Raw genomic sequence first — 22,925 nt, 5'->3', positions numbered from 1 at the left:
GCTGCGGGGGCTGGTGCCTGCCTGGGCCCGGGGGTCAGCGCCAGCGCCAGCACACGGTGTAGGCGAAGGCGGGGTAGTCGGTGGAGGGCCACGTGGTGTAGCCGTCGCTGCCGCAGAACGAGGCGTCGCTGTAGGTGCTGGTGCGTCCGGTGACGTAGACGTTGGATTTCCCGCAGTCACCCACGTTGGTGAAGGTGTTGCCTGACTTGACCAGGCACTCGTTCCGGACCGCGTAGCCGGCGTCGTCCGGGTAGTTCATGGACAGGCACAGCATCACGTCGAGGGCCGAGTTGCCGGCGACCTTCATGGAGCGCCAGTAGTTGTAGTGCGGCCAGCCTTCGCACTTGGCATGGGAGGTGGTGCCGCGGTAGGCGGCAAGGACCTTGAACGTGCCGGTCCGGCAGGACTGCGTCGACCACTCCTCGGCGCCGGGGGCACCGAAGACGCAGTCGCCCTGGTGGGCGTGGAACGCGCTCCCCCCGGAGCTCTGGTAGCTGAGGCAGAGCACGCGGTCGTAGGCAGCGGAGGAGACGCTCTCGTCGCTGTCGGTGACGCCGTCGCAGCTGTTCAGGTCGGTGGTCCCGGTTTTGATCCGGGCGACCTTGAACGTGCCTGCGGCGCAGTCGGCTGGACTCAGATCGGCCTGCTTGCCGCCGCCGTGGTCATCGAAGCAGTCGCCGACCTCGGCGGTACCGATGGGATCGGTGGGAGTGGCTGACGGCGTGTCCGGGGCCGGATCCGCGGGGTCAGTGGAGGTGCCGCCGCCGGGCTTGTTGTACGGATCGTCAAGGTTTCCCGCGGTGCCGTCGGCGGGGTCGAAAGAGGTGCTGAACGGGTCAGGAAATGGCGGGCTGCTCAGGGTGGGGCCATGAGTGTCCCTGACGGCTTCGGCCCGGGAATGGAGTTGGTGGCCGCCCGCGATGACTGCCACGAGGGCTGCGATCGCGGCGAGGGTGCCGAGGGCCTGCTTGAGTCCGGCCGCCGTGGTGCCGGGGGAGATTCCCGGCCCCGCGGTGCGTCCTGCTCCGGCACCTCCCGGCCGGCCGGAGCCGCGGCCGGCGACTGCCGGTCCGGCGGGCTGCCGGGCGGGCTTGGGCTTCTGCTTCTGCTGGTTCTTTTTCGGCTGGTTGGTCGCAGTGGCAGCCGCCGCAGCCAGTTCCTCCGCCCAGGCCGCCGCGCTCGGACGGCGGGCGGGTTCCGGGTCGAGGGAGGCGCGGGCGAGGTCACCGAGGCGTGAACCGGTCCGGGCGAGGGCCGCCGGGTCCGTCGTGGTCTGGTCGCGGGCGAAGAGCCTGACGGCGAGGAGCCCGAGTTTGTAGACGTCGCTTGCCGCGGTGGCGCGCTCCTCGCCCGGCGGGACCTGCCAGTCGGGGGTCTCGGCCTGCGGCAGCACGCTCGCGCCCCGCAGACGCATGGCGTCGCTGTCGATGAGGAAGCACTCGGGCTGAGGAGCGAGGGCGAACAGCAGGTTCTTCGGGGAGACGTCGCCGACCGTGATGTCGAACGCGTGCAGGCGGTGCAGGGTCGTGGCCAGATCGGCCAGCAGCAGGAGCCGGTCGCGGTCGCCCACGGTCAGGCCGATCCCGGCGACGTAGGCGTCGTCGTTGAGGAGGAACTCCACGGTGGCCAGCCGCCGTTGCCCTGGGCGTACCGCGTTCAGCGACCGGAGCGTGAAGCGGAAGCGGTCAGGGACCGCGCGCATCAGGAACCCGCACGCCTGGCCTTGGCGGTGGACGACGACGGCCGGCCACGCGGTTTTGTCGCACAGCCAGCGCCCCTCGCTGTCGGGGAGGCGGTTGAGCAGCGCCACGGCGGATTCGAGTGCCGTGGTGTCGAGGGCCGGTAGGACGGCGGCGTTGTACTCCTTGTAGACGACCGGCCAGTCGCCGTCCGGGCGCCCCTTGTTGATGCGTTTGTTCCGTACCTGGTGGACGGTACCCTGGCCGCCCTGTCCGAGACGGTCTCCGAGTGTCAGCGTCGTGATGTCGATGGGCGCGGGGCGCGGGGCGCTCATTGCGGCCCGGCTTTCGGTGCCGGCCCCGCGGCCGCTTGCGGCCAGACGGCGAGCAAGGTGCGGTCGTCGTCGAACGTCTCACGAGAGAAGTCCAGGACGTGTCCGAGCCACAACGGCGGCGGGGGTTCGGCGAGATGGTGGGCGAAGAGCGCGCCGACCGCGCCGTCACCGTCGCCGAGCGGATCGCCGAACCCGTCGGTGCCCGTCAACAGCACTATGTGGCCGGACAAGTGGAAGGCGGCCTGCTCCAAGCTGCCGGGGATCCGCGGCAGCGGCGCCACCTCGTTGGTGACCAGCACTGAGTCCGTCCCGGTCTTCGAGGCGAACACCTGGTGGTAGCGGCCGCTCGCCCGGTCCAGCAGCCAGGCGCCGGAGTCCCCGATCCGGAAGAGCTCGACGCGCGGGCCGCCGGCGGTGGGGCGGACCGCGCCGGCGACCAGCGTGGTCGCGCACAGCCGTGCCACCTCCTCGGTCCCGGGGTCGGCGGTCCCGAGCAGCCATCGCGCCAACTCGCCGAGGCGCGAGGCGGCGTAGGCCGCGGCATCGGCCAGATCCAGCGGTCCGGGCCCCTGATCGAGCAGGTGCAGGATGCGCTCGACGGACGCGCGGCACGCCTCGACGGCGCCCTGATGTGATTCCGTGGCGCTGGAGACCCCGTCGGCGACGGCGAACACCACGCTGCCGGTGGTCTCGTGCGCCGCCGCCCGAGCGGTGTCCTGACGGGGCTGCCTGTAGTAACGGTGCTTCGCGCCGCGGACCGAGGCGAAACGAAGAGCGAGGTGGTCGGTGGACCAGCCGTCGCACTCGCTGTCGGGGAAGTCGAAGGCGTACCGGTCAGGAGGCCGGGCCTCGAACTCCATCCCAGGGATGTCCACCGCGACCCGCTGCCACGGCTGCAGGCCGGGGGGTGGCGGGAAGGCGGGACCGGGCAGGGCGGGCGGGTGTGTGGATCCCGGTGAGCCCGCCGGCCGGGGAGGCGCGGGCTGCGGCGCGGGGCTCCCCCCGTGTCCGGTCGTCACAGGCCGACCTCGTCGATCGCCAGGGTGAACTGGTCCGGCTTGCTGACCACCAGTTGCGGACTCGCCGAGTTCAGTGCCTGGCCGGTCGCGACCAGGCTCGCGGTGAGGGACTGGAAGAACTCCGCGACCGCCTTGCCGATATCCGTACCCGGCTTGGCGACGAAGGCGAACTCGGGGCGGGTAGCGACATCGACCATGGTCCGCGCCTGGGCGTCGCCGAGGCCGCAGGCGATGATGTTCGGCGCGGTGGGCGTCCGGTCCCGGTCGACCAGGGCGGCGTGCGGGGAACGCCAGTCGTGCTCGTCCGACGGCTGACCGTCGCTGAGGAAGAACACCACCGGGCGGTGCACCTTGTAGCCCTCGCCGCGCAACCATCGCACGTCGGCGGGAATGCGCTGCAGCAAGTCGTCGAACACGGCCCGGTAGCTGGTCATCCCGCGGATGACCACCCGCGGTACGGAGGTCTCGGTACGCATATCGGCCACCGCGAGCCTGACCTGCACATCGTCGGAGAAGCCGAGAACGGCGAGCCTCAGCTTCGCCGCGATCATCGGCTCCGCGCGCAGCCCCTCGCACAGCGAGGTCACCCCGCCTTGCAGATCGCTCACATAGGGTCCCATCGACGCCGACTCGTCGGCCACGACGTAGGTCGGCAGCAGCACGCCCCTCGTGTCCGCCATCGATCCGCCTCCTCGCACTCGCTCGCTGATGTCGTCAATGGGCTGGTGTCTTTCCCACTGGCGGCCGGCCCGCAACGGCGATGCTGGCTTCCCCCGGACGAAAAGCCCAGGTCATGCAACCGGTCATAGGTGACCGGTCGTCGCGGTAAGCTCGTGACCGTCCGGGCATGGAGCGGAAGGTGACGGTGTGGCGGATACGCTCGGCGAACTGCTGCGCCGGCTGCGTAAGCAGGCGGGGCTGACCCAGCAGGAGCTGGAGGAGCGCGCCGGGGTGAGCGTGAGCACCATCCGCAGAATGGAGAACGACAAACCGTTCGACCACCGGCTCGGCACGGTGACGTTACTGGCGGACGCGCTCGGGGCCGGCCCCCAAGACCGCCAGCGGCTCGCCGCGGCGCTCGGCGGCGTCGCCGGGACACCGGGCGAGGGCATGCCGCCGCAGGACGCGCCGGCGGCGGACGTTCCGGCCGCGCGTTCACCCGAGACCGATACCGCCCCCGCTTCAGGCGCCGTCCATGGCCCGCTCGCCGACGCGGCGGACGATCTGGCCAGAGAGATCAGGCGGCGCTGGCGGCACGAGGAGGCGCAGCGCCGGGTCCACCATCCCTACCCGCTGCCGGTGCGGTGGCGGCAGGTGCCGACCGGCCTGGCCGACCACGCCGAGAACAGCCGGCGCCATGCTTCCCGAGACGCGCAACACGAGACAGACACGAGCGGCTCCCTGGGCGAAATAGCGGATCTCTACCGGCGAGTGGGCACGGGCCGGCTGGTTGTCCTCGGCCGGGCCGGATCCGGCAAATCGGTCCTGGCGATCCGATTCGTCCTGGACCTGCTGGAGGCGCGGGGTACCGGGCGGGGACCCCAGCGGGTACCGGTGATCTTCGGGGTCGGCTCCTGGGACCCGACCGCCGTCCAGCTCCGCGACTGGCTGGCCGAAAGGCTGCTGCGCGACCACCCGCACCTCGCGCGCCGGGTGCCCAGCGGCAAGACGCTGGCCGCGGACCTCCTCGACGCCGACCTCGTCCTGCCCGTCCTCGACGGATTCGACGAGATCGCCGAAGGGCTGCGGCGCAACGCGCTCGACGTGCTCAACCGCGTGCCCACACCACTCGTCCTCACCAGCCGCCGCGGCGAGTTCGCCCAGGCCGTGAAGGCGGCACACACGCCACTCGCCTCGGCCGTCGGCATCGAACTGTGCGACCTGACCCTGGACGACCTCAAGGAGTACCTGCCCCGCACCGACCCGCCACTGCCGGGCACACCCAGCCGGCCGGGGGCCTCCGGCATTTCCGGCGAGGAAGAGCCCGTTGCCACCTGGGAAGCCGTACTCAGCACAGCACAGACCACGAAGGGGCCGGGCGGCATGCACCTCGCCGAGGCCCTGAGCACCCCGTTGATGATCGCCCTGGCGCGGACGCTCTACAGCGACTCCCCCGACCACTGGCCGGACGAACTCCTGGACACGGCGACGTTCCCGGACGCACACGCCATCGAGGAGCACCTGCTCGCCGGATTCGTCCCCGCGGTCTACCGGCACCGCGCCCCCGAGGCGCTTGACGACAGCGGTCCCCGCAGCACACCGCCGGCCCCCGACAAGGCCCAGCGGTGGCTGGGCTACCTCGCCCACCACCTGGTCCGGTTCGACCACGAGCGCCAAGACCTCGCCTGGTGGCAGCTCGGCGAATCACTGCGCCGCTCCACGCGTGTCCTGGCGGTCGTGCTGGCCTCGGCGCTGTGTGTCGCCGTCGCCACCTGGTGTGTCGGCCTAGCCTCCCTGCCGTTCCTGGGATCCTCACCGACCGCCCTCAGCCCCGCGCAGGTCCTGGTCGAGGGCCTCCTCGTCGGCGTGACCGGCGGTCTCGCCTTCGGCGTCACCTACGCGGTCGTCGGCACCTGGAAGAGGAGCAAGGCCTTCGAGCCCACCGCCGTCCGGCTGCGGCTGCCGGGCACCTACCGCGGCATGGGCCGCCGACCGCGCCGCGAGACCACCGCCCTCTTGGGGGCTGTCTTCCTGGGCGGCCTGGTGGTGGGCGCCGGCATGGCGCTCGTCACCAGCCTGCAGGACCACCTGTTCTTCCACGCGCCGCTTGCCACGTCGGCCATGCTCCGGCTCACGCTCACCAACATGCTGCTGTACGGGCTGATCTTCGGCCCCTCCTCCTGTCTGGTCTTCGGGTTCGTGGTCGCGCTCGAAGCCCCCCTCGATGTCACCACAGCAGCCACCCCGGAGGGCCTGCTCTCCTCCAACCGCGTGACGGCCGTAGGCCGGGCCCTCATCCTCGCGCCGATGCTGACCCTGGCCGTCGTCGTCGGTGGGTATGTGCTCGTCTTCTTGCTGCACGGCTCGCTCGGGCCGCTGAACTGGTCCCTGTCCGACGCACTGCCCGTCGCCGCCGCGAGCGGTCTGGGCGGTGCGGCCGCCTACGTGCTGGCCTTCACCGCGTGGGGGCAGTGGGTCCTGCTGTCGCGGATCTGGCTGCCCCTGACCGGCAGACTGCCATGGGACGCGATGGCGTTCCTCGACGACGCCTACCAGCGCGGCGTTTTACGCCGGCGCGGCGCGGTCCACCAGTTCCGCCACCTCCGTCTTCAGCACCACCTCGCCCGCACCTACCGCGAGGAGCAAGGGGGCTACCGCCCGGCGAACTTCAGCTGACATCGACCCGGGCGATGGTCAGGTAAGCCAGTGTCACACGAGTCGGGGGCGGCCCCGCAGGAGCCGACCCGGGATCTCCGTGGCCGGCCCAGGCTCCGTTCTCCGCTACCGATGAGCAAGGAGCCGTGGTGAGCGCGTGGGCCGACGGGATCGCCGCCGACAACCCTCTTCGTCGAAGTCCTGGCGGCCGGACGCAAGGAACGCGCCCGTCTCCGAAGTGAGAGAGGCATCCGCCGGGGCGGCCGACCACTCGGCTCGGCAGCCTGACCGCGCCTTCCCAACCCGCCGGCGCACGACGTCAGTCTTCCGCTCCGTGCATCTCCTCGTACCAGTCGGGGGCGTTCTTCTTGAACTTGCGGTGCGGTGGTGTCACCACGCGTCCGCCTGTCTGGGCGCCCAGTCCCTGGTAGCCGGCATCGGCGAGGATTTCGACCGCGGGCCCGTCGGCCAGGAGCTTGACCAGCCCTGACTGGCGTGCATGGGTGATGTCTGCGCAGCTGCCGTACTGAGCCGGGCTGCAGAAGAGGACGCGGCCGTCGCCGTCCGTGACGACCATGGTCTTGACAGCGTTCTGCTTGTTCTTGCCGGAGATGAACTTGTCCCGGTCCTTGCGTCCGGCGGCCGGGCGCCGGACGCGGATCTCGGTTCCGTCGATGATGCCGGTCGTCCCGCTGGTTCCGAGGTGGTCGACGACCTGGACCAGTGTCCGCAGCTGCACACCCGGGCTGATGGTGCACCCTCGCTCGGCGAGCAGTGGCCGAACCTCGCCGATGGCACGGGTGATGGTGGAGCGGTCCACACGGAACCAGCAGGCCAGCACGTCATGAGTGACGGCATGGCGCAGATGCACGAGCGTGGCCAGGAGCCGGTCGACGAACATCAGCCGGTGCTTTGCACCCGCGCCCACAGCCCGCTTCCGCGGCCTGGACGCGAGCTTGGCCTGGTGTCGCTCGTGCCACAACGGGCCTACCTCAGCAACGAGTTCAGCGATCACGTCAGCCGACAGGCCAGTGATCCTCCGGTCGCTGATGATCGCCGTACGAGACTCGTTCCACATCACACGACCATGATCGACGATTGAGAACTCGACGCCTCTCCGCCTACCGTGCACGAGCTCGTTAGCGCGTGTATCGAAAGCGCGGACGGGCCGGGCGGGGTGATGCCCCGGGCCGGCCCGTCCGCTCTCTGCTAAAGGTCGAGCTGATGCTGGTGTGTCGTGTGCGTGGGTGTGTAGCCGAGGCCGTCGTTGATCTGTCTCATGTGCGTGTTGCTGTCGGCGGAGTCGGTCAGGAGGCCGCTGAGGTCCGGATAGTCCCTATGGGCTTGTCGGATCGACTCGGCCTTCATCCATCGGCCGAGGCCGTGTCCACGGTGCTCGGGCAGCACACCGGTGCCGTAGTGCTGGCCGTCACCTGCGCCGTTGCCGGGGATGACGAGTTCGGTGAACCCGGCGATCGAGCCGTTGGAGGCGTCGATGGCGACGACGGTGTGCAGGTGGTCGCCGCGCTGTTCGACGGCCTTCGCCGCGGCCCGCACGCGGTCCACGTCCCAGGTCACGGTGCCGTAGTCGGTGTCGTCCATGGGCATGTCGTCCATGGCGCGGCGTGAGGCGGCGAACGTCTGGGCGAGGTCGTCGGGGACGGTTCCCTGCCATGACATCAGGCGGTAGCCGGGATGCGGACGCTCGATGATCTCGGCGAGGACGGCGGTATCCACGTCAGCCAGTGGCAAGCGGGTGAACCTCAAGGTGAGGACCTTCCGGAAACCGCGTGCTGCCAGGAAGTGGTCGCCGGGCGATCCGGCTTCTGCCTGCGCGACAACGCAGCGTCGGGCGTTGTCCCGGGCGGTGGCCACGGCGGTGTTGAGGAGCCGGGAGCCGACGCCCTTGCGGCGCTCTGCGGGATGAACACGGAGGTCGAGCTCGGCCAGGTGCTCTTGTCCGCCATCGAACAGGCGCAGAAAGGCCGTCCCGGCAGGGTTGGCATCGGCGTCGGACGCCAGCCATGCAAGGCGTCGGCTGTGCGGGCCGTGAGCTGGGTCGGTCAGTGGGGTGATGTGAAGGGACAAGGTGTCTCCGTCGTGAGGAGGTGGCTGAGGTCGGTACGCGGGATCAACTGCTGAGCACTCCTGCGCATGTGCTCGACACCTCCTCGTCGACAGCGCCGGCCTGCACCCATGCAGGCGGCTGGGAGAACCTAGCTGGCCGATTGGCTCGTGGGCAACGGGTTATCGAAAAGGCGGTGCGCGTGTGTGGTCACAGCCACTCGTTGATGGCCGCGACGAGGACGGTCGCCTCATAGCGGACGGCGAGCTTGTCGTATCTCGCGGCCACGGCGCGATGATCAGTCCCCTCGGAATCCGCGACCGGGCGCCACCGGGTGCGGCGCGGCACGATCTGCTCCGGGCGGACGACGCCGAGGACCAGCCGACGCGGATCGCCGGCCGGTCCTCCACCACGCCGTAGAGGATGGATCCGGTCGGCGTCGCGCCGCTCGGTCACCAGCCCGGCCTCCTTGGGTGCTCGCCCCGTCCGGCCGCGCGGCGGTGGGCCCACCGGTGGTTGTAGCGGCACGATCAGGCCGACGAACAGAACGCCGCCGTCGCCTTCGCCGATGGCATCAGCGGACCGCCGCACCCGCGGCACAGCCGCGGTCCGATGTCGTCCTTCGTGACCACAACCAGCCGCAGCCGGGGCGCGCCCGTTCCTACCCATGCAGCCACCATGCGAGAGATGGCGGCGTGTGCGCGGCAGGCCGAAATTTATACAAGCGTCTAGTACGGGCGTCTTGTACGAGCGTATAGATCTACTCTACGATGAAGCCATGGACACCGACCTCACCAAGCGCTCCGCGCTCACCGTCGACGGCCGCATCCTTTCCTACGTGGACTTCGGCGGCCCCGGCCGACCGCTGCTCGCCCTGCACGGGCACATGTCCGAGGGCCTGTCGTACGCCGAGCTCGCCGCTCGTCTCGCCCCGGAGTGGCGGGTCATAGCCCCCGATCAGCGTGGCCACGGTGAGTCCGACCGGGCGGCCGACTACAGCCGGGAGGGCTACCTCGCCGACCTGAAAGCCCTCATGGATCACCTGGGGCTGGACCGGGCGGCCCTCCTCGGCCACTCGCTCGGCGCGATCAACGCCTACCAGTTCGCAGCCCGCCACCCTGAGCGTGTCACCGCGCTGATCAATGCCGAGGGATGCGCCGAACTCGGCCTGGACGGCAGCAATCCGCTGGCGTTCGTCCTGAACCTGCCGGAGGGCAGCGCCCCCAACCGGGAGGCGTTCGTCGCGCAACTCGGCCCATTCGCACCGCACTTCGAGGCAGCCGTCCGCGAGCGGCCGGACGGCACCTGGGGCCTACACTTCCACCCCCAGGACATCTACGACTCGGAGGACCAAGTACACGGCGACCACTGGGCCGACTGGACCGGCTCCACGTGCCCGGCGCTGCTGGTGCGCGGCGCCAAGGGCGGCGTGCTGCCGGCGGAGCAGGCAGAACAGATGGCCACCCGACGCCCCGGCACCCACCTCGTCGAGCTGGGGACCGACCACTTCGTATACGCCAACGACCCGGCCGGCTTCGCGACTACGGTCCGCGGCTTCCTCGCCGCGGTCTGACACAGGTCCGCAGCCGTCCACTCACTGCCGGCCGCTGCACTGAGCGAGTACTCCCCCGTGAAACTGGCTAGAAGTCACCCGGTTGCATCAGTGAGCAGGGGCGGCTGGGGTTCGCAGCAGTGTCCCTCCCGCCCAAGTGCCCGAAGGACGTTGACGCGGCGGGGTGCGCGAGGAGGACGGCTTTGCGTGTGGAGTTTGCCGTCGCGGAGGCGCTTTTTCCAAAGGAGCAGGCGCTCGGCCGGTCAGCCGGCCGAGCGCCTGTAGAGGCTGGTGTTACGAATTAGAGGTCGTTTCTTTTGGTGTGGTCGCTCGTTGAACCGTGCATGACGGATCTGGTTGAGCGGTTGGTGCCGGATGAGTTGTGGGTCCTGTTCCGGCGGGTGGTCCCACCGACTGAGGTGAAGCGTCCGCAGGGCGGGGGTCGACGGCGGGCAGGTGACCGAGAGACTCTGGCGGCGATCATCTTTGTAGCCACCTCGGGCTGCACTTGGCGTCAACTGCCGCCCGTGTTCGGTCCGGCCTGGCCCACGGTCTACCGGCGCTTCGCCCAGTGGAGCCGGGCCAGGGTGTGGGCTCGTCTCCACCGGGTCGTCCTCGACGAACTCGGCGCCCGCGGTGAACTGGACTGGTCGCGGTGCGCGATCGACTCTGTCAGTGTCCGGGCGGCAAAAGGGGGCCACTGACCGGACCGAATCCGACCGACCGCGGCAAGAGCGGATCGAAAATCCACCTGATCACCGACCGGAACGGTCTGCCCCTGTCACTGGGCATCTCCGGCGCCAACATGCACGACAGCCTCGGCCTGGAACCGCTCGTGCGTGGGATACCGCCCATCCGCTCCCGGCGCGGCCCGCGCCGCCGGCGACCGGCCAAGCTCCATGGCGACAAGGGATACGACTACGACCACCTGCGCCGATGGCTCCGCAAGCGAGGCATCCGTCACCGCATCGCGCGCAAGGGCATCGAGTCCTCCACACGGCTGGGCCGCCACCGCTGGGTGGTCGAGAGGACGGTTTCCTGGCTGGCCGGATGCCGCCGCCTGCACCGCCGCTACGAACGCAAGGCCGAGCACTTCCTCGCCTTCGTCGGCATAGCCGCAGCCCTCATCTGCCAACGCCGTCTGGACAGATGATCCGAGCAGACAGGCTGGGAGCCGCGTCAGACCAGCATGAGGACTACGCCATCGCCTGCGGTGGCGGCAGCGGACAAGAACCGGGTCAGCTCCTCGTAGCGGTGCTGCAGGGTGTCCAGGTCCGAGGGGACCTCGGTTTCGGATTCCGGCAGGGGGTAGATCTCGGCGCTGCGCATGGCCGCCAAGTCGTAGTGTCGGGCCAACTCGTCAAACGGTGTGGTGGCGAGGCAGCCGCTGGCCCGGGCGACGTCCTCGGGGCTCAAATACCTGGCGGGGCCGAAGTCCATGTCGTCCTCCAACGGAAGCTCAGCCCCTCCGTGGATGACATCGACCGGCATGCCACCGTGGGCGGCAATGAGGTAGTGCAGCTTGTGCCACGACTTCTCGATGCTGAAGTAGGGCGCCTTCTCGGGTGGAAGCGGGTCCTCTTCGGCCCAGGCATCACCCAGCTCGTCGATGTGTTCCTGCGCCCAGGACGGATCGCTCAACGACCGCTGCAGCTCAGCAGGGGAGAGACGGACGTACTCGCAGTGGATGCCCATGGACGCGAACCCTAACCGCAGACTCTGACATCGCTCCGGTCACATCCGCCTACTGCCTGCCGATAGCCATAAGAAACGACGCCTTAGGCCGGTACGACCCGGAGGTGAACATGTCCTCCGGCTTTTCTCCCGGTTGGAGGAATACCGGCACGATCAATGAAGCGAGCTTGCCCTGTCCTGGCTCCTGGCGGAGCGCCCGGCCGATGGCCTGGACGATGTCGTGCGGCGCGCCCTTGGGGTCCAGCAGGGCCACGGAGTCCACAGCTCGGATGTCGATTATTTAGGGGTGCTGGCGGTGTGAGGCACGTTTGCTTGGGGACTGCGGGCTGGGTCACGAACTTCTATCTGGAGGCAGGCCCTTGCGGCGGATGGTGTCGGCCTGCTGGTGGCGGCCGAGCAGGTCGAGAATGTCTGCCTGGAGTCCCAGTGCCATGCGGAAGTGGGCACTGAGGACGGGCGACGCTTTGGCGCCCAGATCGCAGTAGATCGCAATGCCCTCTTCCGTCATGGTCAGCGCGGTGGCGAGGTCGTGTTGTCCGTTGCGCCGGACCCAGGCGGCCAGGCACAGAGTGCGGGCGAGTTCCGGTGCGTTAACCGTGGGGTCGGCGTGCAAGAGTTGCCGCTGGATCTCCACTGCCTGAGCGGAGATCTTTGCTGCGGCCGTGTGCTGCTCGTCCCCTGAGTAGGCGCCGGCCAGGCTGGCCAGCGCCTTGGCCAGGGGGCGGTTTTCCTTGGCCCTCTGGAAGATTTCTGCTGCCTGGCGGTGGTCCTCGATGGCCTCGGAAAATCTCTCTATGTGTTGCAGGGCGTCGCCGCGGTTGTGCAGGGCCAGGGCCTCGCCGTGCCGGTCGTGCGTCTCGCGGAGTCGGGGGATGGCTCCCCCGTACAGGGCGATGGCTTCGTCGAACTGCCCGGATTCCCGTAGGGCGGCACCGAGGTTGACCAAGGCCGTGGCCTCGCCGCGGTGGTCGCCGGTGGTCCGCATGATGCTGAGAGCCTGGCGCAGGACGGGGATGGCTTCGCCGGGCTGGTGCATTTCCCGCCAGGCCGAGCCGAGATTGTTCAGGGCCCGAGCCTGGCCACCGAGATCCTGGAGGTCCTGGAAGATGGCTGCGGTTTCGGTGTGGGCGTCGATACTTTCGTCGTACTGCCGCATCTCGCGCCGGGCGACGCCGAGTGCATCCAGCGCTATGGCTCGGGCGCGGCGGTCGCCTGCCTCGGCGAAGGCATCAGCAGCCGTCTGCAGGAGCAGGACCGCTGTGTCGAACTGTCGCAACTCCCGTTGGGCGATGCCGAGGTTGGTCATGGCCCGGGCTGCACTTTGGTGATCGCCGGCCTGCTGGAGGATGGCCAGCGCGGTGGCGGTTACCGCGGTCCAGTCGGCAAAGCACCGGCGCTGCTCGAGGAACGCGGCCAGGCTGAAGGCGAGGCTGGCCGCCGTGGCGGCGGCCCCGGTCTCGTGAGCAGTGGTGACAGTGCCGACCAGGTTGGCCCGCTCGTGCTCCAGCCACTCCAGCGCCGTCTCGCGGTTGGTGAAGAGCGGGGAAGGCGGACTGCCGGTATCGGGGGCCAGGTGCGAGCTGGCGGCGGATGCCATGATTCGGTAGCGCTCAAGTAGCCGGGAGAGGGCCGCGATCTGCTTCTCGCGGCCCTCTTGCTTGAGATGGTCAGTGGCGTAGAGGCGGACCAGGTCATGCATGCGCCATCGCCCCCATGCGGACCCCGAGGTCTCGATCAGGTGCGCGCGGTTCAGATCCTGGAGGATTTCCTCGGCCGTGTAGTCATCCATGTCGGCGAGAGCAGCGGCGCTCTCTGTCGACAGGTCGGGACCGGCGTTGAGAGGGCACAGGCGGAACAGGCGTGCCGAAACGTCGCTGAGGCGCTGGTAGGACAGGTCGAAGGCAGCGCGCACCGCGCGGTCCTCGCGGCGTAGCCGGTCCAGCCGGGAGTGCTCTGTCCGGAGGGCTTGGGCCAGGGAGGCCAGTGGGCGGGTGGGGGCGTCGGAGAGCAGGGCCGCGGCGATACGCAGGGCCAGGGGCAGGCCCGCGCACAGATCGGCGATGGCTGCGGCTGCGTCCGGGGCGTCCTGGACGCGGGCGTCGGCGGGTCCGCGGGCCTGCAGGAGGGCCTGATGCAGCAAGGCGATGGACGCATTGGTGTCGAGGACGTCCAGGTCGTGCAAGCGGGCGCCGATGTCAAGGGTGTGGCGGGATGTGACCAGGACAGCGGTCATCCCGTCGGCGGGCAGCAGCGGAGCTACCTGGTCGGCACTGGAGGCGTTGTCGACGACCACCAGGATCCGCCGACCCTCGCGGGCGAAGGCAGCCAGCACACTGCGGTACAGCCGTTGCAGGTCCTGCAGGCTGTCGGGGATGTGTTCGCCGGAAATGCCGACAGCGCGCAGAAACCCGTCCAGAGCCCGTTCGGGGGAGAGTAGGTGTTCGGGATCGTAACCGAGTAGGTCGACGAACAGCACTCCGCCGGGGAACCAGTCCGGCTCGCGCAGGGCGCGTGCGGCGACCTGGACGACCAGCTCGGTCTTGCCGACCCCTGCCAGGCCCGCCACCGCTATCCGTGACGGCTGCGGCACCGCCTGCTGCTCCTCGCGGGGGGCCAGTGCGTGAAGCAGCTCCTCTACGTGTACGTCGCGTCCGATGAACGTGGGAGAGGGGGCGGGGAGACCGGAGAACGCTGGCGTGACCTTTGGGGGCAGCACCAGGGTAATGTCGCGGCCCTGGAGCACCTGGTGGAAGAACACTCCGCCGATGATTGCGTTGGACACATTCCCGTTCTCGTCGGCCATGCGGCTCAGCCTCGCGTCGATCGCGTCTCGCCTTCGGGGGCGGTCGGAGGAGGAGGGGTGGTGGTGAAGGACAAGCCGGAGAAGTCCCGGCCCTGCAGCACCGGTCCGTGCTGGGTGCCGCCGCTGATCGTGTTGTGGACGTCACCGTCGCCGGTACGCACGAGCTTCGCCTGCTCGTGCCACTGCTGCAGGCCGGAAGAGAACTCTGCATCCACCGCCGCCCGCACGGCCAAAGCGGTGCTCAGCGCCTGCGCACGCGCCACATCGCCGGGCGCCTCCTGAAGTCTGACCAGCTCGGCCTCCCCGGAACTGACGGCTGGGGCCTGTGCGGAGTCATCCTGGCGACGTGTGAACGGGCGGCGCACCAGCGTGGTCAGCCCCACCCAGGCCTGCCGTCCGAGCTCACCACCTGCGCCCCCTGCCAGCGCCGCGAGCAACGCCATCGAAATCGGTTCCATGCTGTACCACCCTCGGTATCTCTTACTTCATCAGGAGTGGACACGCTACGAGAGGCCGCGGTTGCACCGGGCGCTGATCCGGCAATTCCGTCCTGGTCGGACAGCGTCCGCAGACAGACCGGACGCGTTCTTCGAGATCGGCCATGCGAGCCGCCGCAATGGTCAACGTGAAGGTGTTGTTGACTCTGGCGTCCATGGGGCGGATGTGCTGCCATCAGGCTCCATGCCGTAACGGAGTAGCTGTTGCCATCCGGGGGCGCTTCGGCCCCTCCTTCGCGCGAGATTGGTGAGTAGGCGTGCGTCGCCCTCGTTCGCTGCGTGCCGCGCGAGGTCTTCGACTAGGTGGGTGTCTCCGGTTGTTTCGTAAAGCTGGGCGAGACTATGCCGGGCTTGTCGGTCGCCAGCGTTGACGGCGAGCTTTAAGGCCCTCTTCGCGCCTGCGTCGTCCCCGGAGTCGTGAAGCAGACGGCCGAGTTCTCGCTGAGAGCGTGTGTCTCCGGCATCCGCGGCGAGTTGGTAAAGGCGCTTCTCGGCTGCCATGTCGCCGTTCTTACGACGCCGTTCGGCCAGCTTCCTCAAGGGGACGGGATCGCCTTTGGCTGCTGCACGAAGTGCCAGCTGTTCCGCTTCGCTCCACTCACCGGCATCGTCCCTCGCCGTGATGAGCTGCCTCAGACCTCGGTCGCCGGCCAATCGGTGCAGGCGCTCAGCCTCGGATTCGTCACCCATACGTTCCCGCATGAGAGCCATGTTGAGCAGTGCTGTTCCTTCGGCCGCGTGGCGCAGGTCCTCGGCGAGCCGCTTCCGGACACTGGACGGGGTGCCGTCACGAAGAAGGCGAAGGATATGGGTTACTGACCTTTCTGCACCGGTCCGGTATAGCTGTTCGGCTTCCTGGAGATCGCCTGCCTCTTCTCGTATCCTCGCCAGCTCCTCGTACGGCCTGCTGCCAGCCAGGACCGTAGCGTCCGACTGAATCGCCTGCCGGTACAGCTGTTCGGCTGCTTTGACATTCCCAGCCAAACGGTGCGCACGGGCGACGCGGCTGAGGGCCCCCGAAGAACCCATGCGTGCGGCTTCTGCGGCGAGGCGTTCAGCTTCGACGAGATCACCTGCACGGAGGCGACGTTGCGCCAGTTGTGCCACTTCTTTCCCGCCAGCGAGACGGAGAAGACGCTCTTCCTCCGTTGCCGGGAAGTCCGGGTTCCGGCTGCGGCCGCGGGCGAGAGTGACCAGGGCTTTCTGCTCTCCTCTCTGGCTGGCTTGAACAGCGAGACGCTCAGCCTCTTGGTGCTGCCCTGCCACTTCGCGTATGTGGCAGAGGGCTACGAGAGCGGCGGCGTCGCCCGCGTCGGCGGCGGCTGAGTAGAGGCGTGCGGCCTCCTCGTGGTCGGCCGCCCGCGCTCGTTCCTCCGCGAGTCGCACCATGGCTCCTGCGTGTCCGGCTTCGGCTGCTTGCTGGAATAGCTGCTGGGCTGCCGCGTTCTCGCCCACCCGGTCCAGCAGCTGTGCTGCAGCGGCGAGACCCTGAACCTGGCCAAGGGCAGCGGTCTTGGTGTAGAGGGCGGAAGCGAGGCGCAGTCGCCAGCGTTCCTCGGCAGCCCTGCCAAGAGCGAGAAGATCATCGGTGGCGGAAAGGTGGTTCACTGCGGCATTCCAGAACCCCTGGGGTGGGCAGAGGCTGCGGCGCTCGTTCTGGCCGATCTGGTCAAGGTAGTCGGCAAGCCGGTAGCACAAGGGACCAGGCTCCGTCTGCCCAGGTCGGGACCGCATACGAGTAAGCGCACCGCGGGCGCCGCGCGTCGGAGCGGCCAGGTACGCCAGAGACTCCTCGAGCCAGTTTTCACTGATGCTGTCGAACTGTTGGTCTGTCAGGTACCCAATGGCGGCTTCTTCCAGGAAGGACAGCGAGAGACCCTCAGCGTGTCCGAGCCGGCGCGCGTCCATTGCGGCATGGATGAAGGCTTTTGCTCCGGGACTGGCGGTCCGGTAGCGCTCCACCAGTGCGGGGACACCGGCAAGGTACTGGGTGATCTCGCCGTGCTGGGCGTTCCGAAGAGCCTTCTGCAGCCGCGGGTCGGCGTCGGCTGCGGTGCCGAGTGCGTCGAGGTCTTTCCCGTCGAAGGTGTCGGGCACAGCGATGCCGGTGCCGGTAAGCAGCGCTCTGGCCTGCGCGTGTGGGTCAGTTGGGTGTCCGCTGTTTGGAGGGGCCGTCAGGGGCGACCAGTACTCGGGCCAGAGTGTTCCCAAGATCAGTATCGGTGCGCGGTTGGGATCTCGAAGCAGTTCCCGAAGTGCTGACGCGACTCGCTCGCCAGTGTCGCTGCCTGGAGTCAGCAGGTAGTGCTGGGCCTCGTTCAGCCACACCACCGTGCGCGGTTGAACCGACCCGATGCCATCCAGGACCGCTCCCGGACGCGTTGGCTGAATGGGATGCCACAACCTCCACTCTTCGGGAAGCTGGTGTACTGCCTCCCAACACGCCCTCGTCTTACCGCAGGCAGATCCTCCCACCAACATCGCAACCGTGCTTGATCCCTCAGCGGCCCGTTCAACGACTGCGCACAGTTCACTGTCGTGGCTGCGGGCAACGTAGAGCGGCAGGTCCGGGCCATCGCTCTCAGAGGGAAGGTCGATGGCGGGGTGCACCTCGAACGCGACGGCGTCTCGCAGTTGGTGAATCAGCTGGCCGGAGGGGACATCCATACGGTCCTGACCGTTGGCGCCAAGGGCCACGGAAGAGAAGTCGCGCCCCATGAAGACTGGGGCGTTGAACGTGCCCCCAGAGATCAGGTTCTCTTGCGCCACCGTCCCCGGCTCCCGTCTCGTGAGGTTCCGTCGTACTGCTAATGGTCGCTTGCATTCTCTCTACCGCAGGCCATCGCTGCTTCGGAAACGCACCGGCGTCCTCGGACGCCGGGGCGCTCGGCCAGGGTCAGGCGTCGGCTCCAGGGGATCGCCGCAGTGATCACTCTTGCGGAGCGGGCGAGGGACCGGTTCATGATCGCGCGGCTGGCGTGTACCGGGCTGCGGATTGATGAGGCGCTGAGGCTGCGCCGTGGCGACATGCACCTGCCGGCCTCTTCGCTGGGCTGCGGCACTGGCCCGCATCTAACGACCTGTCTTATGCCCAGTCGAGACCGAGGTCGGCGAGCTGCTTGTACAGGAGCATTTTCTCTGATCAAGTCTAGGTGGGTTGGGGTGGTTTGATCAGTTTGGTGCTGCTCGTGGTCTGGGGTGCTGGGTCGGGAGAGAGCGACGAGTTCCCTCTGCACGGTCGGCGCCATGAGCTGCGGGTCTATTAGTTCTCGGTCGGCTGATCAGTCCTTGTCATCTGCAGTGCGCGCAGGTCGCCTTCGTTGATTGTTGGTATGTGCCACCGCCTCAGTGCTGGCTACTCTGCAGCCCTGGCCGCGCGTGCAGACACCTTGACGCTGCCTCAGAGCGCAGGCGATCGTGGCCGTCGCGGGACGCTCCGCCCCGAAGGGGGCCTTGCATGTCGTTCACCTGGCGCTATGTCGTACGCCCCGACGGCTCCTTCTGTCGTCTCGGCAACCTCGACGGCAGCCTCGACAACGTCAGCGACGAAGAACTTGCCCGGCTCCACCCTCGCTGCGTAGGTGATCTCCAAGAACGGTTGTTTGCGGCTTTCAGGAACGCTTCACGATCACCGACGTCCGGGATATCGGCGAGAATCAGGAGTACTCGCCACGGGAGCGCACGCGTGTTGTAGGGCGTATGGGACTGGCACGACCGGACGGTTAGGAGGCTGGCAGTGGTCGCCCTCAGTCAGCGGTTGTTGGGGCTCAGCAGCGTGGCGGCCGCGGCGATGAAGGCGACGGATGCTTCCTTGGCAGCTTGCCGCCGGGCGTCCAGCTCGGTCCGGTCGGTGGCTTTGCGCAGCGCGTACGTGGCGTCCGCGGCCTGCTGGGCGGGGCCGGCCAGTTCGGGGACCAGGACCTGAAGGCGGATGTGGGGCGCGGTGATTGCCGCCCGGGTCTCGTGGGATCTCTTCTGTGCCTCCAGCTGGTGCTCGCTGCCTGCCTCGGTCAGGGGCAGACGCTCCCGGTGGAACATCGCCGAGCGGTGCGCGTCGAGGGCGGCCGCGAAGTCGGTGACGGCACCGAGTTGGTCCTGGCGGTGGCTGTCGGCGCGCTCCTCGGCGCGTGCGGTGCGTGCCGAACGGTGTTGGAGGAGTCCGGCGGTCAGGGCACCGGCGAGGGTACCGAGTACGGCAACGATCGAAGGCCATATGGACATCAGGTGTTGGGTCCTCTCGGGCAGTCGGTTTCGGTGGTGGGGTCGGCGGATAGCGAGGTACGCGGCGGCGCTTCGGTGGCGGGGTTATGCCTGCTGCGCTCCGGACCTACCCCCTGGCGGTCAGTTTGCGGCTGGGGTCAGAGATCTGGAGTCCGGGGCCGTGATCACTTGCCTCCAGCCGACCAGCACACGCCACGGCCGGAGGCAAGTTCCGGCGCGCTCCCAGAACTCAGCGACATGATTCTTGTCGCTGACGGAGCGTTTCCAGCGGTGACCAACAAACGTTGCTGACTCCCGGCGGTAAAACCATCCACCCCGAGCGGGATGAAGACGAGCAGCCGACCCGGCTCTGCTCCCGCTGCGGCACAGAGCTCCTGCTGCACTGGCACGGCCCGCTGATGACCGGCGTGTGGATGGAACTCTGCCCGGCCCGCAGCCCCGCCGCCCGCGCGTTCATCCAGTGGCACCGAGACCCGGACCGCGACCCGAAGGCGCTGCCTAAGCTCTTCGAGGACTGGGAGACCGAGAACATGCACGCCCACGGCTGGTTCCGCGCCCCGCAGCTGCCCAGCCCACCGGCTCACCTGCGCTTGGTACCGCGCGGACAGGGCTGATGTCTGGATCGCCCTCCTGATGAGGCTTGGGACTTTCGGAGTCCGCACACGAGAGACTGGACAACTTCTCGTCATTATGACGTAAAGTGGACTCGGGAGCAGGCCGCTACGACCGACGCTCCGTCACTCTGAGCTGTCTGGAGGCCTGCTGTGGAACCCCACGTGATGCTCGCGTTCGCCCTGCGCGCGACCCCAGGTGGTTACGCCGTCCTGCTCGGTGCCGGTGTTTCCCTCGCTGCGGGGCTGCCGTCGGCCTGGGATGTCCAGAAGGAGCTGATCGAGCAGATTGCGGCCGCAGAGGCCGCCGGGGAGATCGGGGATCCCTTCGCCTGGTACCAAGACCGCTTTGGTAAGCCAGCCACCTACGACGACCTCCTGGCCACGCTGACGGCCACCCAAATGGAGCGTCAGGCGCTGCTGCGCGGATACTTTGAGCCTGATGACGCGGATCGGGAGCAGGGGAAGAAGAAGCCGACCGCCGCCCACCACGCGGTGGCCCGCCTCGCTTCCGCAGGACTTGTTCGGATCGTCCTCACCACCAACTTCGACCGACTGATCGAGACTGCGTTGAGCGAGGCCGGCATCGAGCCCACGGTGGTTGCCCACCCGGACGACATCACCGGCCTGGCTCCGCTCCACACCATCAACTGCCTGGTCGTGCATGTCCACGGCGACTACCTGAACCCGACCAGCATGCTCAACACCGCCGACGAGCTGGACCACTACCAACCGCAGGTCGACAAACTCCTCGACCGGATCTTCGACGACTACGGCCTGATCATCGCTGGCTGGTCCGCCCAATGGGACCTGGCCCTGCGCAACGCCCTGGCCAGGTGCACCACCCGCCGCTTCGCCAGCTACTGGGCCGACCCCGGCATCCTCAAGCCGGAAGCAAAGAATCTCCTCAACCTCCGCGCTGGCACCTTCGTGCAGGCCGACGCCGACGCCTTCTTCGGCCAGGTCGCCGACGCCACCCAGGCGCTCGCCGACGTGGAACGCCGGCACCCCACCAGCGTCGCTGTGGCCGTGGCCACCGCGAAACGCTCGCTTGCCGGAAGCCACACCGCGATCTCCTTGCACGACACCATCCGCAGGGAATTCCAGCGCGTCGCCGCCCTCCCGGTGAACACCAGCGGCCCGTGGGACGGCTTCACGGACGCCAACGCGGAACACACCCGACGTGTGGAGATCCTTCGGGCGGAATCGGAACTGCTGTTGGCCTTGGTCGCCACCGCCGCCTACTGGGGCAACAACACGACCGACCGATGGTGGATCCGCAGCATCGAGGAACTCGCCACACCCGTCAGCTCAGGCGGGAACACGGCACTCCTGCAGTTGAAGCGTGCCCCCGCCACGATGGTCACCTACGCCGCCGGCATCGCGGCTCTGGCAGCGGAGCGCTGGACGCCCCTGGCGCAGGTCCTCACCCAGCCGATGACACACAACCCGTACAACAACGAGGTTCTACCCGTGGCCGTAGCGCTCGGGCCTGCCGTCTTCGGGATGAACGATACGGCGCGGGGCCTCTACGAGCAGCTCCGTTCGGTCTTCACCGACCACCTCGCGCTCAGCGAGAGCGCATACCAGGAAGCCTGGGAACGCTTCGACTACCTGCGCCTTTTCACCCAGACTCACGCGAAGCTCAGCGTGGACTACATTCCGTACACGCGCCGCAGTGGCATGCTCGGCGCCTACACGGTCGCCCCGATGGAGTGGCTCGACAAGGCGATCGCAGAGGCCCACCCGCTCCTCCAAGCCGCGTTCCCTGAGCTGGAGCCCGATCAGATGTGCTCTCTCAAGCATCAACTCGATGACCAACTCAATCAGCTGCTCAGCCAGGCATTCTGGACGGCAGGGGGGAGGCGGTAGGCCTGCAGCAGTGTGGTGGCGGCCTGTAGGCAACCACCACACTGCTGCATATCCTCCGGACCGTATGTCCGCCTACATCGATCGGTGCGCTATTCGACCGACAAGCCGAGATCCAACGCCAGCCGCTCCTTTGCGTGCCTGCATAGTGACCGCACGGTGGCCTGCCGGATGCCCATGAGCTTCGCTGTCTTCCCGAAGTCGTAGCCAAGGATGTAGTGGAGGAGCACAACGTCGAACTGTCGTTCGGGCAAGCGGGCAATGGCCTCGTAGAGGCCAATTCTGCTCTCCATGAATGCCATGTGCTCACGGAACGGCCCTCGAAAGACTTCCATGACCATCGAGTGAGCGTCCTGGAAGCGCTCGATTCTTTGAGGGGCCGTCGCCTTAGCGCTCATGTGCCTGGATCCGCACCGGCCAGGTCGCTCGCATCGTTCTCCTTTTTCAGGCTGGGCCCACTGGCCTTCCTGTCGGCTCCGCCCGCGCCGGAGAGACGCTCCGGCGGAACGAGCCCGTGGGGGGCTGACTGCTTACGCTCTGCCCGGATTTCATCCGCTCTGACCACGAAGTACGTCAGCACGGCCTTGACCGCTCGGGACACGGCCGAGCTGACTGCCCTCCATGTGCGGTGCCGGATCGCTACAAACCAGGGCCAGACCACTGCGACGATGATGAAAGCTGTGACGTGCGGCGCGAAGCGCACCAGCCAGTAGCTCATCGCCGGCGGGTAAGAGACAACGTACTGAGACTCTACGAGAGCTACACCGGCAACGGCCGCAGAAGCCTTGGCCCGTGAGACCTCCAAAGGGGGAAGCAGCGAGCCGTCTCCCGCCGCGCTTCTCCGCATGCGTGAACTACGCATGATCGCCTACGTCACCCTTTCTCTCTGGTCGATTGGCCAACCACCCGCTCCGGCCAAGGTGTTAGCGGTTCGTCAATCGACAAGCGTTACTCGACGGCATCCTCCCGACCCTGATGCGCACGTGGCGCTACATTCACTGAAGACCAGCCTGTGAGCTGAATCACAAAAGAGGCGTAGGGGGAGTTGCACAAAGAGGGTCGCTATCCGAAAGCCTTCGGGATGGACGTATCGCCTACGTCTACCCGGGGTCCACCATCACGCTCCGGCCAGAGACAGGTGGTGGACCCCTTCAACCCGCGGCCCCGCTCACCCGTTAACAGCAGCGCGGCGTCAGGCCGCCGCCCACTCCAGCCCCAGCGAGGTCAGCGCGGCGATGTCCAGGGGCGATTTTCCTGATCAACG

18 protein-coding genes and 1 pseudogene are annotated in these 22,925 nt (G+C 68.1%); 5 read left to right on the top strand and 14 right to left on the bottom strand.

The genetic code is table 11. From position 1 onward, the window contains the following. Nucleotides 1-34: 34 nt before the first annotated feature. The 3 genes from FB563_RS30770 to FB563_RS30760 form a co-directional block, all read right to left on the bottom strand. Complete coding sequence (locus tag FB563_RS30770; protein ID WP_055708633.1) at nt 35-2,014, bottom strand: LppU/SCO3897 family protein; 1,980 nt, start codon at nt 2,012-2,014, stop codon at nt 35-37. Further along, complete coding sequence (locus tag FB563_RS30765) at nt 2,011-2,889, bottom strand: protein phosphatase 2C domain-containing protein (RefSeq protein ID WP_142219093.1); 879 nt, start codon at nt 2,887-2,889, stop codon at nt 2,011-2,013. Before FB563_RS30765 ends, FB563_RS30770 begins: the two co-directional genes overlap by 4 nt. 140 nt (nt 2,890-3,029) lie before the next feature. Continuing rightward, nucleotides 3,030-3,713 (bottom strand): vWA domain-containing protein, encoded by a 684-nt coding sequence (locus FB563_RS30760; protein WP_055708635.1) that lies wholly within the window; start codon nt 3,711-3,713, stop codon nt 3,030-3,032. A 187-nt stretch (nt 3,714-3,900) separates the two neighbouring features. Here FB563_RS30760 and FB563_RS30755 point away from each other — a divergent pair, with 187 nt between their 5' ends. Further along, the gene (locus FB563_RS30755; protein ID WP_055708636.1) at nt 3,901-6,369 is read left to right on the top strand and encodes a helix-turn-helix domain-containing protein; all 2,469 of its coding nucleotides are present in this window, start codon (nt 3,901-3,903) and stop codon (nt 6,367-6,369) included. A gap of 298 nt (nt 6,370-6,667) precedes the next feature. Here the strand turns inward: FB563_RS30755 and FB563_RS30750 are convergent, their stop codons facing one another. The 3 genes from FB563_RS30750 to FB563_RS43570 form a co-directional block, all read right to left on the bottom strand. Further along, a complete protein-coding gene (locus FB563_RS30750) occupies nt 6,668-7,276 on the bottom strand; it encodes a transposase family protein (RefSeq protein ID WP_234357901.1) in 609 nt (202 codons plus the stop codon). A gap of 281 nt (nt 7,277-7,557) precedes the next feature. Then, nucleotides 7,558-8,436, bottom strand: a complete 879-nt coding sequence (locus tag FB563_RS30745; protein ID WP_079048974.1) for a GNAT family N-acetyltransferase — start codon at nt 8,434-8,436, stop codon at nt 7,558-7,560. 187 nt (nt 8,437-8,623) lie between these two features. Further along, nucleotides 8,624-8,869, bottom strand: a complete 246-nt coding sequence (locus FB563_RS43570) for a hypothetical protein (protein WP_055708638.1) — start codon at nt 8,867-8,869, stop codon at nt 8,624-8,626. A 322-nt stretch (nt 8,870-9,191) separates the two neighbouring features. Between FB563_RS43570 and FB563_RS30735 the strand changes: the two genes are divergently transcribed. Next, on the top strand, nt 9,192-9,986 hold the full coding sequence (locus FB563_RS30735; RefSeq protein ID WP_055708639.1) for an alpha/beta fold hydrolase: 795 nt from the start codon (nt 9,192-9,194) through the stop codon (nt 9,984-9,986). A 323-nt stretch (nt 9,987-10,309) separates the two neighbouring features. Further along, nucleotides 10,310-11,118 (top strand): IS5 family transposase gene (locus FB563_RS30730; RefSeq protein ID WP_411573236.1). Its coding sequence is split into 2 segments (ribosomal slippage): nt 10,310-10,667 and nt 10,667-11,118, totalling 810 coding nucleotides; the frame shifts between segments, so codons are not numbered across the junction. Nucleotides 11,119-11,144: 26 nt separating this feature from the next. On the opposite strand, the gene FB563_RS30725 is transcribed toward FB563_RS30730, so the two are convergent. The 6 genes and pseudogenes from FB563_RS30725 to FB563_RS30695 form a co-directional block, all read right to left on the bottom strand. Continuing rightward, nucleotides 11,145-11,660, bottom strand: a complete 516-nt coding sequence (locus FB563_RS30725; RefSeq protein ID WP_055710354.1) for a YfbM family protein — start codon at nt 11,658-11,660, stop codon at nt 11,145-11,147. Nucleotides 11,661-11,730: 70 nt separating this feature from the next. Further along, nucleotides 11,731-11,937, bottom strand: a pseudogene (locus FB563_RS30720) (hypothetical protein); the annotation flags it as partial. A 54-nt stretch (nt 11,938-11,991) separates the two neighbouring features. After that, the gene (locus FB563_RS30715; RefSeq protein WP_055706107.1) at nt 11,992-14,463 is read right to left on the bottom strand and encodes a tetratricopeptide repeat protein; all 2,472 of its coding nucleotides are present in this window, start codon (nt 14,461-14,463) and stop codon (nt 11,992-11,994) included. 5 nt (nt 14,464-14,468) lie between these two features. After that, complete coding sequence (locus FB563_RS30710) at nt 14,469-14,921, bottom strand: hypothetical protein (RefSeq protein WP_055706106.1); 453 nt, start codon at nt 14,919-14,921, stop codon at nt 14,469-14,471. A gap of 162 nt (nt 14,922-15,083) precedes the next feature. Beyond that, on the bottom strand, nt 15,084-17,729 hold the full coding sequence (locus FB563_RS30705; protein ID WP_142219092.1) for a hypothetical protein: 2,646 nt from the start codon (nt 17,727-17,729) through the stop codon (nt 15,084-15,086). A gap of 981 nt (nt 17,730-18,710) precedes the next feature. Continuing rightward, nucleotides 18,711-19,181, bottom strand: coding sequence for a hypothetical protein (locus FB563_RS30695; protein ID WP_055706103.1), 471 nt, complete (start codon nt 19,179-19,181; stop codon nt 18,711-18,713). 284 nt (nt 19,182-19,465) lie between these two features. Here FB563_RS30695 and FB563_RS30690 point away from each other — a divergent pair, with 284 nt between their 5' ends. Beyond that, the gene (locus tag FB563_RS30690; protein WP_055706102.1) at nt 19,466-19,795 is read left to right on the top strand and encodes a DUF6300 family protein; all 330 of its coding nucleotides are present in this window, start codon (nt 19,466-19,468) and stop codon (nt 19,793-19,795) included. A gap of 150 nt (nt 19,796-19,945) precedes the next feature. Further along, a complete protein-coding gene (locus tag FB563_RS30685; protein WP_055706101.1) occupies nt 19,946-21,664 on the top strand; it encodes an SIR2 family protein in 1,719 nt (572 codons plus the stop codon). Nucleotides 21,665-21,753: 89 nt separating this feature from the next. On the opposite strand, the gene FB563_RS30680 is transcribed toward FB563_RS30685, so the two are convergent. Then, nucleotides 21,754-22,002 (bottom strand): sigma-70 family RNA polymerase sigma factor, encoded by a 249-nt coding sequence (locus FB563_RS30680; RefSeq protein ID WP_159045509.1) that lies wholly within the window; start codon nt 22,000-22,002, stop codon nt 21,754-21,756. Between the two features lie 53 nt (nt 22,003-22,055). Further along, complete coding sequence (locus FB563_RS30675) at nt 22,056-22,379, bottom strand: hypothetical protein (RefSeq protein ID WP_142219091.1); 324 nt, start codon at nt 22,377-22,379, stop codon at nt 22,056-22,058. Nucleotides 22,380-22,925: the final 546 nt, after the last annotated feature.

The organism is Streptomyces puniciscabiei, from assembly GCF_006715785.1.
Classification (GTDB): Bacteria; Actinomycetota; Actinomycetes; order Streptomycetales; family Streptomycetaceae; genus Streptomyces; species Streptomyces puniciscabiei.
Note: the sequence above shows the minus strand (reverse complement) of the source record. Positions and strands in the feature narration are given on the sequence as shown.

Coding starts and splice junctions, on each gene's coding strand:
- FB563_RS30770 (WP_055708633.1), bottom strand. CDS start 2,014: ATGAGCGCCCCGCGCCCCGCGCCCATCGACATCACGACGCTGACACTC.
- FB563_RS30760 (WP_055708635.1), bottom strand. CDS start 3,713: ATGGCGGACACGAGGGGCGTGCTGCTGCCGACCTACGTCGTGGCCGAC.
- FB563_RS30735 (WP_055708639.1), top strand. CDS start 9,192: ATGGACACCGACCTCACCAAGCGCTCCGCGCTCACCGTCGACGGCCGC.
- FB563_RS30725 (WP_055710354.1), bottom strand. CDS start 11,660: ATGGGCATCCACTGCGAGTACGTCCGTCTCTCCCCTGCTGAGCTGCAG.
- FB563_RS30715 (WP_055706107.1), bottom strand. CDS start 14,463: ATGGCCGACGAGAACGGGAATGTGTCCAACGCAATCATCGGCGGAGTG.
- FB563_RS30710 (WP_055706106.1), bottom strand. CDS start 14,921: ATGGAACCGATTTCGATGGCGTTGCTCGCGGCGCTGGCAGGGGGCGCA.
- FB563_RS30695 (WP_055706103.1), bottom strand. CDS start 19,181: ATGTCCATATGGCCTTCGATCGTTGCCGTACTCGGTACCCTCGCCGGT.
- FB563_RS30680 (WP_159045509.1), bottom strand. CDS start 22,002: ATGGTCATGGAAGTCTTTCGAGGGCCGTTCCGTGAGCACATGGCATTC.
- FB563_RS30675 (WP_142219091.1), bottom strand. CDS start 22,379: ATGAGCTACTGGCTGGTGCGCTTCGCGCCGCACGTCACAGCTTTCATC.